Origin of the sequence: Rhodohalobacter sp. SW132, assembly GCF_003390325.1 — a bacterium.
Taxonomy (GTDB): Bacteria; Bacteroidota; Rhodothermia; order Balneolales; family Balneolaceae; genus SW132.
On sequence record NZ_QUOK01000015.1, the window covers coordinates 1 to 17169 of the forward strand.

At 44.4% G+C, this 17169-nt stretch carries 13 protein-coding genes; 5 read left to right on the plus strand and 8 right to left on the minus strand.

The annotated features are described in order from the left end of the window. The first annotated feature begins 929 nt into the window (after positions 1–929). Positions 930–1889, plus strand: coding sequence for an integron integrase (locus DYD21_RS19725; protein WP_116038744.1), 960 nt, complete (start codon positions 930–932; stop codon positions 1887–1889). Between the two features lie 58 nt (positions 1890–1947). Here DYD21_RS19725 and udk read toward each other — a convergent pair whose 3' ends face one another. After that, entirely contained in the window at positions 1948–2601 is a 654-nt protein-coding gene (udk, locus tag DYD21_RS19730; protein WP_348636201.1) for a uridine kinase, read from the minus strand. 7 nt (positions 2602–2608) lie between these two features. Beyond that, positions 2609–3880 (minus strand): N-acetylmuramoyl-L-alanine amidase, encoded by a 1272-nt coding sequence (locus tag DYD21_RS19735; RefSeq protein ID WP_116038746.1) that lies wholly within the window; start codon positions 3878–3880, stop codon positions 2609–2611. A 481-nt stretch (positions 3881–4361) separates the two neighbouring features. Between DYD21_RS19735 and DYD21_RS19740 the strand changes: the two genes are divergently transcribed. Both DYD21_RS19740 and DYD21_RS19745 read left to right on the plus strand, forming a co-directional pair. Next, positions 4362–7331 (plus strand): ATP-binding protein, encoded by a 2970-nt coding sequence (locus DYD21_RS19740; protein WP_116038747.1) that lies wholly within the window; start codon positions 4362–4364, stop codon positions 7329–7331. 13 nt (positions 7332–7344) lie between these two features. Next, a complete protein-coding gene (locus DYD21_RS19745) occupies positions 7345–8418 on the plus strand; it encodes a mechanosensitive ion channel family protein (protein ID WP_233505594.1) in 1074 nt (357 codons plus the stop codon). 90 nt (positions 8419–8508) lie between these two features. Here the strand turns inward: DYD21_RS19745 and DYD21_RS19750 are convergent, their stop codons facing one another. Together DYD21_RS19750 and DYD21_RS19755 are read right to left on the minus strand one after the other, a co-directional pair. Beyond that, positions 8509–9573 (minus strand): iron-containing alcohol dehydrogenase, encoded by a 1065-nt coding sequence (locus DYD21_RS19750; RefSeq protein ID WP_116038748.1) that lies wholly within the window; start codon positions 9571–9573, stop codon positions 8509–8511. A gap of 304 nt (positions 9574–9877) precedes the next feature. After that, entirely contained in the window at positions 9878–10087 is a 210-nt protein-coding gene (locus DYD21_RS19755; protein ID WP_116038749.1) for a cold-shock protein, read from the minus strand. A gap of 772 nt (positions 10088–10859) precedes the next feature. On the opposite strand from DYD21_RS19755, the gene DYD21_RS19765 reads away from it, so the two are divergent. After that, positions 10860–12713 (plus strand): hypothetical protein, encoded by a 1854-nt coding sequence (locus DYD21_RS19765; RefSeq protein WP_147303657.1) that lies wholly within the window; start codon positions 10860–10862, stop codon positions 12711–12713. Then, positions 12710–13189, plus strand: a complete 480-nt coding sequence (locus DYD21_RS19770; RefSeq protein WP_233505595.1) for an SgcJ/EcaC family oxidoreductase — start codon at positions 12710–12712, stop codon at positions 13187–13189. Before DYD21_RS19765 ends, DYD21_RS19770 begins: the two co-directional genes overlap by 4 nt. A 102-nt stretch (positions 13190–13291) precedes the next feature. Here the strand turns inward: DYD21_RS19770 and DYD21_RS19775 are convergent, their stop codons facing one another. The 4 genes from DYD21_RS19775 to DYD21_RS19790 all read right to left on the minus strand — a co-directional run bounded on the left by DYD21_RS19775 (position 13292) and on the right by DYD21_RS19790 (position 16983). Beyond that, complete coding sequence (locus tag DYD21_RS19775) at positions 13292–14533, minus strand: PLP-dependent aspartate aminotransferase family protein (RefSeq protein WP_116038752.1); 1242 nt, start codon at positions 14531–14533, stop codon at positions 13292–13294. After that, positions 14526–15011, minus strand: coding sequence for an Lrp/AsnC family transcriptional regulator (locus tag DYD21_RS19780; protein ID WP_116038753.1), 486 nt, complete (start codon positions 15009–15011; stop codon positions 14526–14528). The genes DYD21_RS19775 and DYD21_RS19780 overlap by 8 nt, the downstream gene beginning before the upstream one ends. A 129-nt stretch (positions 15012–15140) precedes the next feature. After that, positions 15141–15974 carry a universal stress protein gene (locus DYD21_RS19785; RefSeq protein WP_116038754.1) on the minus strand — a complete coding sequence of 278 codons (834 nt, stop codon included), beginning with the start codon at positions 15972–15974 and terminating at the stop codon, positions 15141–15143. Continuing rightward, on the minus strand, positions 15958–16983 hold the full coding sequence (locus DYD21_RS19790) for a universal stress protein (RefSeq protein ID WP_116038755.1): 1026 nt from the start codon (positions 16981–16983) through the stop codon (positions 15958–15960). The genes DYD21_RS19785 and DYD21_RS19790 overlap by 17 nt, the downstream gene beginning before the upstream one ends. Positions 16984–17169: the final 186 nt, after the last annotated feature.

Sequence of the window (17169 nt, forward strand, 5' to 3'; positions counted from 1 at the left end):
CTCAGCAAATAACCGGCACCGGGATTTGATTTGTTGATAAATGTTGATTCCACAATCTACCAGAAACTCCCGAAAAAGCAAGTCGATGTCCGGTTAATTTGCCTTGTTAAGGCTGGGATGGACTTGCGACCTCTTCACCTAAACCAAATCGAAACCAATTATTTGCACCGTCCCTCGCCATGACCCCGGCAGGTGTTGGAAAGATTCTGCCCAGGCGACCCGGGGCCAACGTTTCCCGGCTGATTTACTGAAACGATTTATCGGGATGTATTAACCAACCACGCCCAAGGCGCCGCAGGAAAACCCTGGAGAAGGCAAAGCAGGTCCAATGAATCCAGCCCGATTTTACAAGTGTCCGCTCTTGGGAAAAGTGACGATTGCCGCGCTGAATGGAGTTTGAACAACGAGCTGGCGGCCTTTTTTTACCAGAAAAATTTTCGTAGCGACGAGCCGCCCCCGGAATCTGTCACAGGGCCAACAAACGCCCATTTTCCCTAAAAAAATCTCGTGCTTCGCACTACCTGCCAAACTAACCCAACGCGAGGCCTGCCAAACGTACTTGGACATTATTTTTTGAAGCCGTTGGCGCCCGTTTTTCTTGGGAAAATTTTTAAAGAAGCAGCCCACAAAACAAGCTGGACATGACGGGCGAATTGGGAACCAGGCAAAACCTAAAACCCCGCACCCCCACTTCCACATTTTTGCGAGCCTGCCGGGCCTTAACATGTATTTCTCTTTTGGGCTTTCAGCACCAAGTTATGCCGAATAGTAATCCAATTATCTTAATCGTGCAAGGGTGGACCAAATAATGTCCGATGAATGTTTATCGGCAGTTTTTTTATGTCCGAATAAAACGCCGATAAAAAATTTGAAAATATTTGTAAGTAAATCTCATTTTTTGGCTCATACAATATAAATGGTATGATGACATGAAAGAGAAAAAAATACTCACTCAGTTAAAAGAAGAGATTCGTCGACGCAATTATAGCTTTAGTACCGAGAAAACGTACTCGCAATGGATTGTTAGATTTGTTCGGTATCACAATTTAACACATCCAAAGTTCCTGAAAGAAGAAGATGTGGTAAAGTACCTGAATTACCTTGCCAATGACCTCAATGTAGCAGCTTCAACACAAAATCAGGCGTTATCGGCTATTGTTTTTCTCTATACACACATACTGAAACAACCGCTTCACCATCTCGATAAACTTAAAAGAGCAAAGAAACCAAAGCATTTACCTGTTGTATTGACCGAAAAAGAAGCCATGGCTGTTATCAAATCCATTCATGGTATTCCGCGCTTGGTTGTTGGATTATTGTATGGTTCAGGTTTGCGCATTTCTGAAGCACTAAGACTTCGAATTCATGATCTTGATCTCGACTATAAACAAATTATCGTACGAAATGGTAAAGGATTGCGGGACAGAGTGACCATGATACCCGAATCCTTAATTGATGGAATTGAACTGCAAATCCAAAAAGTGAAAAACCTCCACAAATTAGACCTTGAGAAAGGATTTGGTGAAACGATTCTCCCAATGGCTCTTGCCAGAAAATACCCGGCAGCTTCTAAGAATGTTCGGTGGCAATATCTTTTTCCGTCAAAAAAACGGGCAGTAGATCCCCGATCAGGTGTCCGGCACCGGTATCATATTTCACAACGAGATATCAGGAGGGCTGTACGCAAGAGCGCTGAGAATCAGAATATCCAAAAACACGTGACCCCTCATACATTCCGGCACTCATTTGCGACACATTTATTGAGCAGCGGATATGATATTCGAACTGTTCAGGAATTACTGGGTCATAAAAGTGTAAAAACTACAATGATATATACGCACGTTCTGAACAGGGGAGGCCGCGGCGTCAAAAGCCCGATCGATTTTTAACGGATCTCGAAAATAACAGCCCAAAACCATTCCGTTTACAAAACTAAAAACTCACAACTCAACCTTCACTGGCCAAATTATTTTTCTTAATCTGGGCCAGTTTTTCACGGATCATAGCAATTACCATCTCAAGAGCTACATGGTTTTCACCACCCCTGGGAATGATGATATCCGCGTATCGCTTGCTCGGTTCCACAAATTCCAGGTGCATCGGACGCACAAAATTTTCATATTGCCTCATTACACCTTCCAGGTCCCGGCCGCGTTCCATGATGTCCCGCTTGATGCGCCGAAGCAGCCGTACATCATCGTCGGTATCCACAAACAGTTTAATATCCATCTGTTCCCGAAGAGCCGGTTCCGTAAAGATCAGGATTCCATCGAGCAGAATAATCTCCTTCGGCGTTACTTTTTCGGTTTTTTCATCACGCGTATGAGCTGCAAAATCATATACAGGAACATCCACCTGGTAGCCGTTTTTTAGCGCCTCCACGTGGCGGATCATCAGTTCAGTTTCAAGAGAGGAGGGGTGATCGAAATTTTGTTTTTTTCGTTCTGAAAGAGGCAGGTGCCCCAGGTCGCGGTAGTACGAATCGTGCTGGATCAGCTGGATATTATTTCTGCCGATACCGGATAAAATATGTTTAACTACTGTTGTTTTTCCGGAGCCTGATCCGCCTCCAACACCAATAATGAGCGGTTTTTTCGACACGATACTTCTATCTGGCTGAGGTTTGGCGGTTGTAACTGCGGTCATATTCGATCTTAAAATCACGAATAGACCTGAATATTGCAGATGCAACGATTGCCTGGCCGTATTCACTATTTAAATAATTTGCTTCTGCAGGGTTTGAGATGAACCCGAGTTCAATGAGAACCCCGGGCATCGATGCTTCATATAAAACCTGGAAACCGGCCTGCTTTACGCCGCGGGATCGGCGCTGTGCCCGCTCCCTGAACTGGTACTCCATCTTTTCCGCAATCCGCTGACTGGTAGACATGTTTCCTGCATTCATCAGCTCATAAATCAGCAGATCTTCCTCAGTAAGCTCCTCAATTTCCCCGGTTTCATATTGTACAACACTGTTTTCCCGCTTCATGACCTCAAGCGCTGATTGACTGCGAGCCATCCCCAGAAAGTAAACTTCTGCTCCATGCACGCTTCTCTGGCGTGCTTTATTTGCATGTGAAAAAGAGTTTGCGTGAATGGATACAAACAGATCGCCATTGTTTTCATTCGCAATTTTGCCCCGGTCCACAAGGCTCACATACTCATCTTCTGTGCGGGTATATACAACTTTTAAATCAGGAATATTCTGTTCGATGTATTCACCTACTTTAAGTGCAACGGCAAGAGTTACATCCTTTTCATGAACTCCGTTTACTCCCCCGGCTCCGGGTTCCCAGCCGCCATGCCCGGCATCTATCACCACAACTTCAAAGCGGGATCCATTCCTGCGTTCATCAGCAGGTTCATCAAATAAAAACTCTTCGGATGTCTCAGTTTGTGCATCATGCGTGAATAAATTCCAGTCGATCGGGGATTGATCATCAGAAAGCGCAGTTAGATCTTCAGGGGCGGATTGTGCGAGTGCGAGCAGCAGATCACGACCGTTTTGATCGTTATAGGCTGAAAAATTGAAGTAATGACCTTCGTGCAGTTTTATGTCAAATGCGATGCCAGAGGGGAGTTCATACAGTATAAAATCTTTAAATACATTGCCGGTTACAGGCGGATTAAAGTTTACCGTATCAAGATTTTCGGAGTAGAGTTTTACCTGCAAAAGATCAGTAGACGGCTGCAGAACTTTAGAAGAATCAATAGTTTCGCTCAGGTGAAAACGAACTACGTAGCCCAGGCCGTCACTGCGTTCAACAGCTGAAACACGTTGTAATTCGGTCTGAGCCGATGCCTGGGGCAGTGCCAGAAATCCGGAAAAAAGTATCAATATGCAAAACAGTTTGAAAACGTAACTGTATAGGTGTTGCATTACTGGTTGAATATAAAGTACGAAAGTTAGTTCTAATCAGAATTTAACGAATAATTGATCTATACATAAACAGATTTTTTCAATTTATCGTATGACTGACATGCCAATTTTTTTAAAAAGATTCGATGTACAAATAGAATACTATTATTACTGTTTTTCTGATAGCTACTTCGGCTGAATTCAGATCCGGCATTTAAATTTATACTGTAGTGGTGCCGGGGTAATTGGGGATAATCAGTACCAAGTTCTCGATGAATCATCAGGGAATTTCAAACTGGACTTACAACAGCTGTTTTCTTTTTAATAGTCATCATTCAAGACACTCCTCCTGCGATGTCTCATGAAAATAGAGGATTCTGAATTTTCCGGTAGAACCTTAATGTTTTATACTGTATTTATATGGAATTGAATACTGTCTGATCGGTGCGGAACCCCAGGCGGTTGAAAACAGATCAGGTTAATTTGGCGGCGACAGAACAGTATGCATAAAAAGGAACAGCCCGGCAGCCCCGGTTCGGCAGAAAAAAAGATACAGGCGTTTATATCTGATGAACTCTGTGATCAGATTTGTAGGCTGCGATCCTCATTTCGAAAACCGCTTCAGGAATGGTTTGCAGGTACAAGAGATGAAATTCAGCGGATTCGTAAAGATGATGAGTTTCGATACCGGCAGATTATTGATCTGATCAGCCGGAAAATTCCCGATCTGCAGTCAGCACTCCTGCAACTTAAAAATCCCGGATGGCACTCGCTTTATCGGGAGGCGATTAACACCGCGGCATCATCAATTCCTGAAACGGTTGCAGAAATTCAGCACGAGAATCGTTTTCAGGTTCTTGAAGGGGATTCACTTCGAATTAAAACCGGCAAACATGTGAAGCGGGTCGCCAGATCGGTTTTTCGAAAAAAATTTGAGCGCAGGATTTATCTTCGCCAGCTTTTTTTGAACCGATTTCTGCACAATACGGATGCAGTGATGGATTTCGCTGCACGCGAGTATGATGAATGCGCTATGCTGCTCGATCTTCTGCTGGAAAAACGCACAGAAATTGAGAAACAAAAAAAGAAAACCGGACCTGAATCGCATTCCACTTTCCAGGTGAAAATTCTGGATGAGATTGAAGAGCAGCTGCAGGTTGCGGTTCAGCACCTGAAACAGTTTGAAGAGAACAACAAACCCCAGGTTATTCAGTGGCTGGATAATATTACGCCCGATTTGCTTGAGAAAACATCCAAAGCGGGTACAATTGAGCATCGGCAAAAGGTAGTGACCGAAAGTGAATTTGGAAATTTTAAACCATCCGCATCGGAAAAACTGATTAAACAGTGTGATGCGTGGGCTGATTATCTGCACTCCCAGCTGAATGACCTCCGGGTTCAAACCGAAATTGCACGCTATGGCTCTATTGCATCTGAAATTAAAGAGGAACTTCTAAACCGGTCGCATATTTTCTTTCGGGATACATTCTATCTGCCGATCGAAGAAGGTGTGGAATCGGTGAAAACTGCTATCGAAAAAATTCGAAGTCTGAATTCATCTGAAAATAAAAAAGAAACCGGTGAACTCGACCGGATCCGGCTGGATTTACTGAAGAAACTGGAACATTCGCTGCTTGAGCCGATGAGGGAACAGGACCGCTTGCTTGAACCGGTGGATATGATTCGGAATAAAATCAGTGATTTGCAGGTTGAATCCCGGCGATTTACGGATGAATTAACACTTGCACAGAAACGGGTGGTGAAATACCCCATCCCGGATCTCACGCCGGATACCATTCGATGGCAATCACTTGCGGCCAGGTATTTGAAAGAGCAGGCCCTGAAAAAACTGGATCCAACGGACCAGAACCTCGATCTGCTGATACGTGAAATCCTTACGGAAGTTGAAGAAGCGGTGCAGGTAACCGACGTTAATATTCTGGCAGCTATTGAATCGAATGAAGAAGGCGGCGAAGAGAAACCGTTACAAATTGCACTTGATGGTCTTGAACGGGCTGTAATAACACTTGAAAAATCGATTAAGCAAGTGCGTGAAAAACAGAACACGTACGATACCATCTTGCGGGAAACACTGCCAACCGCCCTGCATGAACTCGCCCGCACCATGCTCAATAAAGAGTTCGACCGTTTTGAAATGCGTGATAAAGCCCTGATGGTTAAAGAACAGGCCATTAACTGGCAGCAGAAATTAACGGCCTGGTGGGCTGCAACAAGTGAAAGGGCTGAAATCAGCTGGAGGTTTATCGGGCTGAAAATCCGGACTGGCTTTAAGATTCTGGCACCGTACCTGGGGTTCAGGGCCGAAAGTATCATCACGATCAAGGAAAAACGAAACCTGGCGGAATACCTGGCCAGGCCGGGAGTGGAAAGTGATTTGCCTTTCATCTATAAACGTCTGTTTAATCGCGATTTTCCAATAGACGAGCGGTTTTATGTTCCGCCCAAAAAGAGTCAGCAAACGATTAATGGGGCATTCGGGCAGTGGAACCGGGGTTTAAGCGCAAATGTGGCAATTATTGGTGAAAAGGGGAGTGGTAAAAGCACCATGCTAAGGTTTGCACAGAAGGATATATTAGAGGGTGCAGATACGGTAACTGTGCATTTTGAAAAGACGTTTACGGACGAAAAAGAACTTCTGAAGCAGCTTTGCAGCGCACTTGGTTTTAAGCAAACCGAAAGCCGTGACGAGTTTCTCGAAAAAGTGGATAGGAAGCGATCGTCGTCGGTTGTAGTGGTTGAAAATCTGCAGAATATTTTTATTCGGAATATAAACGGCTATGAGGCACTCGAAGCATTTTGGGTGATTATGTCTTCTACCATGGAAAAACTCTTCTGGGTTGTAACCACATCGCGTTACTCGTGGAATTTCTTTATGAAAATGTCGGATGCTGACCAGTATTTTTCTCATGTAGTATTTGCCGATCAGCTCAATGAAACAGAGATCCGTGAGGTGATTTTGGCCCGGCACCGGTCAACCGGCTACGAACTCTATTTTGAACCGGGTGAATCACTGAAAAAAAGCCGGGCATATAAAAAACTGGCTGGCAACCCAAAAGAGGCACAAAAGCTGGTGAGAGATCACTATTTTTCAAAATTATCAAGGGTCAGTGAGGGAAACCCCTCCATTGCTATGATTTTTTGGGTGCAGTCTGTAAAAGAGTTTGATACCCAGCGTTTTGTTTTCAAACCGCTTGAAATTACCGAAGTTGATAAACTTGAAGTTCCTTCCCGCGATGTATTATTTACGCTGGCCGCACTCGTGATTCATGATACACTGACCAAAGAGGAGGTAGCCCTTGCGCTTCATCAGGATACGTCTCAAAGTAGTCTCATGCTGGCGAGATTAAAAACCAAAGGAATTGTATATACAAGTAAGAGCGGTTATAATCTCAATCACCTGGTATACAGGCAGGTGGTTCGGCTGCTGAAACGCAGAAATTTTATCCATTAACGGCAGGAGAATCATGAAAGGAATTAAAATTTTTGCAGCTCTAATTCTACTCTTTTTCATGGCAGGACATTTCGGCCTGGTCTCGGCCCAGGTTCCGGCTACTTCACCGGATACGGTAATTACAGACACTTTAGAGGTGGATACTCTGCAAATTGAAGATACAGAGCAGGCAGAAGAGGAGGAGCCTGCTGCTGAGGATGAACAAGAGACGGAAGAAGCCGATTCAGCAGCAGAATTTGAAGGTGAAATGGAACAGGAGCTGGTACAGCTGAGGGAGCTCATATCATTCACAAAGCTGTTTAACGCAATTATTTTGCTGATTATCACCTATTTTATCAATAAATACTTCACGCTGATTCTGGACAATCTTGCGGAAAAAGCTACCAATTACAGGCTTTTCATAAAACGGTTGTCACCTATCAGCCGGATCGCCATCTGGTCTGTTGCCATTTATATTGTCATTGCCGGGGTTCTGGCTCCGCCATTTGAAACGATCATCACTATTGCAGCATCCGTGGGAATCGCTGTTGGATTTGCATCACAGGATATTTTGCGGAATATATTTGGCGGTATTATGATTATTCTCGACCGGCCGTTCCAGGTTGGGGATAAGATCCAGGTTGGGGAACATTACGGGGAAGTACTCGGCATTGGACTACGCTCCAGCCGCGTGGTAACGCCCGATGATTCGGTGGTTTCCATTCCAAACGGTGAATTAATGAACCGGGCGGTATCCAATTCTAACAGCAGTGCACTTGACTGCCAGGTCGTTGCCGAAATATTTTTACCCGCTACAACGGATGTGCAAAAAGTGAAAGAAATCGCCTACAAAGCCGTCTGGTCATCCTCGTTTACCTATTTGAATAAACCCGTTGTTGTAATTGTTTTGAATGAAATGTTCAACAACCGCTACGTGATAAAATTGCGGGTTAAAGCGTACGTTGTTGATATCCGGTATGAATTTATGTTTAAAAGTGACATGACCGAAATGATCTTACAAGAGTGCAACCGTCAGGGTTTGATTCCTGATGGGACCGTTCCGTCTGGCCCGAAAATCTCGCCGGACGAGTTTGTTCAAAAAAAATGAGTCGTTCTGAAGATGGGTAGGAATTGCGTGGAGATTTGTCCGACGAGTAATCATGCCCTGTCGCCCAATCGCCCGACGAAATACCCAATCTTACCCCACAACAAGCTTACCGGAATAGGCTTGGTGAAGCAACGCTGATATACGTTTCTGATCCATCGGAGCAGGATTATCAAAAGAGAGTTGCATAATTTGTTCTGCAGCCGATTCCGCCTGGTTTGAATTGAATCCTATCTCTTTTAAGGAAACGGGATTTTTGAGTCTTTCAGAGGTTTTAAAAAGCTCAAGCGGGGGATGGTCAGCACCAAAAGCAATTCTAAAGTCGGAGCGAATCTCCTCATCCAGTGAATTCCACTGATAATTGAAAACAAAAGGCAGCAGCACGGTGTGAACGGATGCGTGATCTAAACCAAAGTTGCCTCCCAAAACGTGTGCAGCTTTATGGTGCAGCCCCATATCTACTTCATTCAGTACTTTTCCAGCCAAACATCCTCCCATCAGAAACCTTTCATGGATCGGGTTGGCGAGTGTTCCGGCTTCTGCAAATTCATTCATTGCGGCATACATCAGTTCAATGCCCTGAAGCGCCGAGCGATAGGTGAATGGATTATTTTCTGTGCTGTATACGGCTTCCACAAGATGGGCCATGGCGTTCATTGAGCTCTTTGCTACGAATGAGGCTGGCAAAGCGCGGGATAGCCCGGGATCGTAAATCACCAGCTGGGGCAGCACATCAGGGTGACGTCCCACATCTTTTTTCCCGTTTGATGAAATCCCGTAAACGTTGGTCATTTCAGAACCTGAGAAGGTAGTTGGAACAGCCCATATCGGCAGCGGATGTTTTAGAGCTGCAGCTTTGGCCAGTCCGATGGCAGAACCACCGCCGATGGCCAGCATGAGGTCTGGCTGCAGTTTGGCGACAGAATGCCGAACTTTTTGAACCTGATCTTCCGGCACATGCTGAATTACCCGGCTGAAATGTTCAACTACGTTCACACCTTTTATCTGTGAAATTTGACCAACCAGTGTGTTAAACCTTGAAGAGGCTACAATCCATATCGATTTCAGCTCATGACGCCTAAGCTCGTCCTCTAATGTCTGAATAAATGGTTTTCCAAATTGTATCACTGCCGGCTGCTGCTGATATCTGAACTGCATGAATAAAATCTGTATTGTCGTTAGCGAATGGAAATGTATAATATACTGGATTTTCCTGATTCAGCTGAATCTGATCATCAGCAAGAGATGGCATGCTTTAAAAAATTTAGATTTTCAGGATCAGCAAAAAAAACCGAGAATGTAATAAAGGTTCATAAAGTGAGGGAAATGGGGTAAACTTTCAGCCGAAAAGAGAATGTAGAGAGCGCTTGGTAAACGACGGCCAACTAAATCAAAACAAAAAAAGCCGCACTTGTGGGTGCGGCTTTGATGATTTACTAGTAATAATTATTAAAGTGATTGATTACGACATGCGCCGTACTTCAATTGCACTAAGTCCCTTAGGGGTATCTTCAACGTCGAATTCTACTTCTTCGCCGTCATTCAATCCTTCCTGGAATCCCAGATTCTCTATATTATTGCGGTGAACAAAGATATCTTTTCCGCCATCCTCAGGCTCGATGAATCCAAATCCTTTTTCAGAATCAAACCATTTTACTTTTCCGTATTGCATAGTATTGTGTAGTAGTTGAACCTGTCATACCATTGACAGGAGTATTATAATTGATATTTCATTATACAATTATTTACCTGAAAAGCCTACTAATGCGTGTAAAGAGTGATAATTTTTTTTATTGTATATCTATTCTTACATATGTAATAAAATTTATTACAAGATTCGGGTTTTTTTTCACTTACAAATATGGGTTTAGAAACGAACAGGTTGATCGTTTCACAGGGTTTTAAAGATACAGATCCGGACATGTCACCAACCAGGGATATGAAAAGAGTTGCACATCAGATGCACTATTTCATATCAATACTGTCCAAAACATTTAGAAAATTCATCAAATATCTTCGTTTCTGTTCATTCGGAATAGATATTTTTATAGATCGAAAATCGATTCCCTGCTTTTTTACGCAGAGTTACGAGGATGAATTCGCTGATTCCCGAAGATTTTCTGTGCATATCTGCGCATTTCTGCGATACACTCAGCTGTAATCTGTGAAAAGAAGAACAGATTGCATTCAGGATTTCAAATTTCTCTCAAATTCATTCATTGTTTTGGATAGTTGTGATATAGGTATAGATACCTCCGGCTTGTATCGGATTATTTTCACCACTTGAGTTTTTTATTAGGGATAAATCAATCGTCTTCTGCCGAAAGTGATCAGAATTATAAAAAAGGGAGATTTTCAGCTGTTGATGCAAATGGTTATCATCATTTAGAAATCGGCAGTATTGTTAAGGCCGAAGATTTCCAGTTATTAAATATTCAGCACACTTGGCCAGTTCAGACGAAAAACAAGTTACCTTAAACAGGGAGCGTAACGAGCACACGAACCGATTGAGGAGAAGTCTCAACAAAGTTAAGTGGTCGCATGCGCTGATGCAGATTTTCTGGACTGCCGGTCCGGTTACTTCACTTGGCCTCATCGGAGGATACTACATTGGTTACGGCACCATGCCTTCTATGCAGCTGCTGATCTATTTTGTCAGCTTCACTGTATTTTCGGGTATCATCGGCCTGGTAGCTAAAGTTGTATACGATGGAACACGCGGTCACCTCGAGGAGCAATCTGAAAAGGATATTCTCGATGTAACCGACAAGCTGGGAGACCTGATTCTTGTTGCCCGGGATAAGGTTGTTCAGGCGTATGAGGGTGAGGCACGCCAGCGAGAAGCGGCACTTCAACTCCTTCGCCGGGTGGATCTGACTCCGTACGGTGTTACGATTGCATTCAGAGATCTGACCGACGATCGGGAAGTGGGAGAGATTATGGGGCAGATTTTTGCCTATCGCAGAATCGGACTTCAGACAAAAGTGCGGGAGCTGTACGCAGAACATAAGGATAAAATTGATTTGATCACTAAAGATCTGAATGAAAAATCTCCTCAAGCGGCACGTGAATTAAAAACCTGGTTTACCGGAAATACATCGGGGCATTTAAAGTACGGTGTTCAACGGGAAAAATATTTTCTCCAGCGAGTGATGTCAGCCATCGAAAATAATAATCCGTATATCATGACTTTTCGTGATGTGGAAGAGATGATGATCCTGGCATTTGAACTGATCAGCGGCCGGGAAATCCCTACTTTGATATTTTCCTACTCTGGGAACTGGAAATACGCGACTACAATTGATGATCTGGAAAGAAAACGAAGCCGGTACAGGGTAGCACAGGCAAAAGGGGGGAACCGAATACGGGCACTGGCCGCCTACATGGTGGAATCGGGATTTGAATCTCCGGATGCGCTGCCTGAAGGTGTGGAGATGAATCGTCTGCTCACAAACGTAGTTCGCAGTATCGATCGTCTTTCAGTTAAAGCGCTGCGTGCAAGCCGGGATCCGCACATCCCCCAAAAAGAGCTGAAAAGAATTTCAGCAGCGATGAATACCGTTTTGGAACTGTACCAAATGGCAAGGGAAGGATATAAAGAATCGGGGAAACATTTCATGGAATTGCAAACAGCTCAGGAAAAATGGCTGAAATCTTCTTCAAAAAGTGAAGGATCTCCCGGAACTCTGCAGCTGGGCAAAGGGCGCAGGGGTATTCGAATACGCGAAAGTGTAATCGGGCTGGATGAAGAAGCCCGGCTCGAAGTGTGCCGGCACCTGGCATGGTATTTCGAGAAAGAGGATATCAAGAAAAACAGTTTTTCATTGTTCTCATCATTCGACAACAGGGGGGCGATGTCTGCCCGGCGGCTGGCAGTTGAAATTGCAGTGGCTCTTGAACCCCATATAAATCTCTCAAAACCGGAAATTCAGCGGAATATCAACGCTACGAAAGCGATCTATCTTGGCGGGCTATCCCCCGATATGAGTGCTGCACAAAAAGAGGAACTTGGCCGAAGAATGGCCGCTGAGGCTGACAACGGTCTGGGGCTTTCTGCAATTCGCCTGGCTGAAACACTAGTTTACCAATATAATGTTGAACTTACGGATGAGGCGATCGACTTTCTGAACTATAATTATAATGCAGGCAGGAAATCGCTCCATCGCGTGGCCAGCAAGAAAAAAGAGGTCCAGATGGCGGTCCGTTCACTGCAGGATATTCCGCCGGTTCTGTCAGATACTAAAAATTTGTGGCGAAAAGCACTCCAGGAAATTAATAAAGCATCATCTAAATTATGAACCCAAAAAAGTATCCGCCCATGCATTCACCCGATATGATTCCGGCGAGGTTTACAGAAGCCTGGAACGAACGGGATGCAGATAAAATAGCCGCAATTTTTGATGAAAACGCAGAATTTGTGAATGTTGTTGGGATCTGGTGGCATTCACGTGAAGAGATCCGGAAAGCCCATGATTACGGACTTCGTGTGATTTTTAACGAATCAACTCTAATAACAGGCAAAGTAACGGTAAAAAAATTAAGCAGTACTGTTGCGGTTGTTCATGCCAGGATGATCCTGAAAAATCAATCCAATCTGGAAGGAAAAACTCCGGGCGGGCGGCAAACCATCTTCAGTTTTGTGGTCCACAAAAAAGGGGAGGAGTGGAGCTGTGCTTCCGCCCAGAATACGGATATCGTTCCCGGTAAAGAGACCCACTTTATGGATCCGGACGGGAACTTGAAAGCGGTGGATTACCGAGAGTCTGAGGAATAAATTAACCGTTAAGAGAAGCTCAGAACTCTATTGAACATTGATGCAATTCAACAGATTATTTGTCGAACTGTCGAACTGTCGAACTGTCTTGCTTAATCAGCTTTACTTCACCAACATCGGTTGGGCTGCTTTTTCCAATGCCTGCTCCAGGTCGGCAATCAGGTCGATTGGGGATTCGATTCCCACCGATAAGCGAATCAATCCGTCTGTTATTCCCGTTCTTTTACGAACATCAGGTTTAACAACAGAGTGTGTCATCGATGCGGGGTGCTGGATCAATGAATCTACATTCCCGAGGCTTACAGCCAGCGTACAAAGTTCAACGCTGTCCATCATTGCAACACCGGCTTCGTAACCTCCCTTCAATTCAAACGCGATCATTCCGCCAACCCCATTCTCTAAAAGATCCGTTGCCAGCAGATGGTCTGGGTGGTGCTGCAAACCAGGGTACCAAACCTGTCCAACAGCCGGATGAGTATCGAGGAATTCCGCTACTTTTAATGCGTTTTCATTGTGTTTTTTCATACGCAGCGGAAATGTTTTAATCCCCATCATCGTAAGCCAGGCGTCGAACGGACTGCAGATCCCGCCAAAGTTTTTGCGGTAGACGGGTATTTCATACCTCTCAAAGAACCCTTTCCGCGCTGTAAGTGATCCGCCGACGATATTGCCGTGTCCGCATATGTATTTGGTGGTAGAATAGGCAACAATATCTGCGCCGTGAGCAAGCGGTCGCAGATGGTAGGGCGTAGCGAATGTATTATCAACCATTACCGGCACATTATGCTGTTTTGCCAGGTGGCAAATTGCCGGAAGGTCACACACTCTCATCGTTGGGTTAGCGATGCTTTCGAGGTAGATCAGCCCGGTATCGGGATGATCGTTCAGCGTACGCTCAAGTTCATTCAGGTTATAGGGATCAATATGGGTAACGGCAATGTTAAATTCTCCGGCCTCCTCCTGCAGAAACTGGGATGTGCACCCGTAAAGAACTTCCTGGGCCAGAATTCGTTTGCCTTTCCCGATTGCCATCAGTGCTGTGGTGATGGCCGCCATGCCGGATCCAAAGGCCATCGATTCAGCGGAGATCTCAGAGTCAAACGTTTCGATTTCCGATAGTACCGATTCGAGCTGTTGAACCGTTGGATTCCCCAATCGAGAGTAGCTGTGTGAAGCTCCTCCCGGTTCATGAGCAAAGAATTTTCTGCCGGCATCGGCATTTTCAAACCGGAAGGTCGACGTTTGATAGAGTGGCATCACATGTGAGCCGTACGGATCGTGTTTCGGGTGATCTGCCCGCGAACAGATCGTTTCCAGCGTGCGTGAATGGTTTGCTTTATCCATGATTCTCACCTTCTTCTACTTCAGTTAATCGGATGTTTGATCCCTCTTTTATCACCGACAAAACGATGCCGGTATAAATTTGTTCAACCCCGGGAATTCGAGTCAGCTTTGACCGGAGCAGCTGTTCATATTCACTGGTATCAGCTACCACAATCTGCAGCAGGTAATCGTACTCACCGGTAATATTATAACACGCCAGGATTTCCGGTATTTTCCCGATATGCTCACTAAAATCATTTATGCTCTGCATCTGGTGAACGGCCAGTTTTATGGAGCAAAAAAGTGTAAGCCCCTTTCCAACTTTATCCCTGTTGATTCGGGCCGTGTATCCCGTAATAACCCCGCTTCTTTCCAGGCGTTTTACCCGTTCTGCTGTGGGGGTTGTCGTGAGCCCAATCTTTTTGGCCAGGTCATTGGTAGTGATACGGCCATCCTCTTGAAGGATCTCTAAAATTTTTTTGTCTGTCTGATCCGTCATTTTATGAAATCCCAGTGTTTATCACTTTATATATTTGATATAATAGTGATAAACACTGAAAAAGTCACATCTAAAAGTTAAAAGTACTTTTGGTCTGAAGTTGACAGAGTACAGTTACTTTGGCTGATCTTACGGCAAAATTAGTATCGGAAGGTCGGAATATCTGCGGAATTTTTCGGTGTGATGGACACCCAGCAATTTCTGGACGATCGAATGCTTGTAACGGTTCATTACCAGCAGCGCCCTGGAATGTTTGCTGATATATTCTGCGAGGCCAACTAAACTATTTTCATGTTCCAGCACCGTAAACTCTGGCGGAGGATCGAGATTCAACTCCCGGATGACCTGCCTGAACCCTTTGACACGAAGTATGGTATCGAAATCTTTATGATCAGTTACGTGAATCACATCCAGTTTTGCAGCGAAAAATTTAGCGAATGAATGCACGTAACGAAGGTTTTCGGGATCTTTTTCACGAAGATTGGTTGTGAAGATAATCCGTTTAAAGTCGGGGGTGCGGCTGCTTTTTTCTGCCGGTAAAACAAACAGGGGAACATTAGTTTCTGCAACCATTGCAGAAGAGACACTCCCCAGCACGATCCTTTCAATTCCGCTTTGCCCCTTACTGCCCATTACGATCAGGTCAGCTGAACATTCATCAGCCTGCTTCATAATTTCCCTCACAGTGCGACCGTGCTTCACTACCGGCACGATATCAACTTCGGTGTCACCGCTTTCACTGTACTTCTTTATTAGTTGATTGATCTTCGATTTTGCATTGTCTTCCATTATGCTGAGCATTCCCTCAATAGCAGTTGCTGTGTTATAGGGTGGCTCTACCACATGCAGAAGTATAATTGTCGCACCTGTTTTCGATGCAATTTGGCGGGAGACTGTAAAGGCTTCAGCCGAGTAGCCTGAAAAATCTACCGGAAGCAGAATGGTTTTAATTTTCGTTTTCATCTGCAGTTGTCTCCACTTTATTTTTTTTAAATAGTTTACTATCAGGCCGGATGGTAAGAATTGGTTTTTCTACATTCATGGCCACTTTTTCAGCATGTGAACCCATAATCAAATGTGCCAGTCCGCTGCGCCCATGAGTTGTCATCACCACCATATCGGCTTTAGAATTGGCATACTCCGTGATTTCATGATGTGCCGAGAAACCTGTTTTGATTTCAATCTGAACGGGTATGGTTCGTTTGGTCCCGTTTTCGCGGAGTGTAACTTCTATTCGCGAACCCGACTTCGACACAGACAGCTTTTGCTCAGAGGTTTCAGTTTCACTGGTAAATTCCTCAAGCCGGCTGATCAAATGCTCCCTGATCTCGGAATTTCGGGTCTGGCTTGATCGGGTTGAAAAATGATTTGAAATCAAACCGTACATTTCATTGATGTAAAGTATGGTGATGGAAGCTCCAAGAGTGTGGGCCATTTTGACCGCGGCCGGAAGTGCTGCCATTGAAAGTAGTGAACCGTCACTCGGTAGCAGAATCCGTTTGATATGATCCGTATTGGCATTCTCTGTTACTGTAAGGACCGCTACTTCTGATCGGCGGAGAACCTGTTCCGAAGTTGTTCCGCGAAACATACCGGATTGATCTTTTCCTTTTGCACTCATGATGATCATGGAGTAATTCCCATTGAGAGCGTGACCAGTGATCACCTCCGACGGTTTGCGATCTACCTTTACATACACATTACCACGGTTTTCATAAGGAAACTGCTCCTTCATAATTTTTTCGATCTGCAGCTCCGCTTCATTAAAGAGGTGAGGGTAGAGATCCTCTTCCAGGTCCGGCAGGTTTTTTTCATTCCGAACCTGTTCATCCAGTAAAATGATATTGGGAATGATGTGGAGAAGATCAACAACTCCGCCGTGAGCCTTCGCAATTATTCTCGCAAAATCGTATGCTTTTTCTGCTGATGCTGAAAAATCTGTGGGGACTAATATTCTGTCGATGGTAGCCATAGATGTTCGGTTTATATGGGATGTTATATTTTAAATAAGCTCAACACATGATAAAAATAAACAACCAATCTTGATCCCTTTAATGTTAATGAGCATTAAGCGTTGGTCTTATAGTTAAAAAAATCATGCTGAACACTACAACTACAAACATACAAATCCTCTTCTAAAATAAAATTTAACATGTAT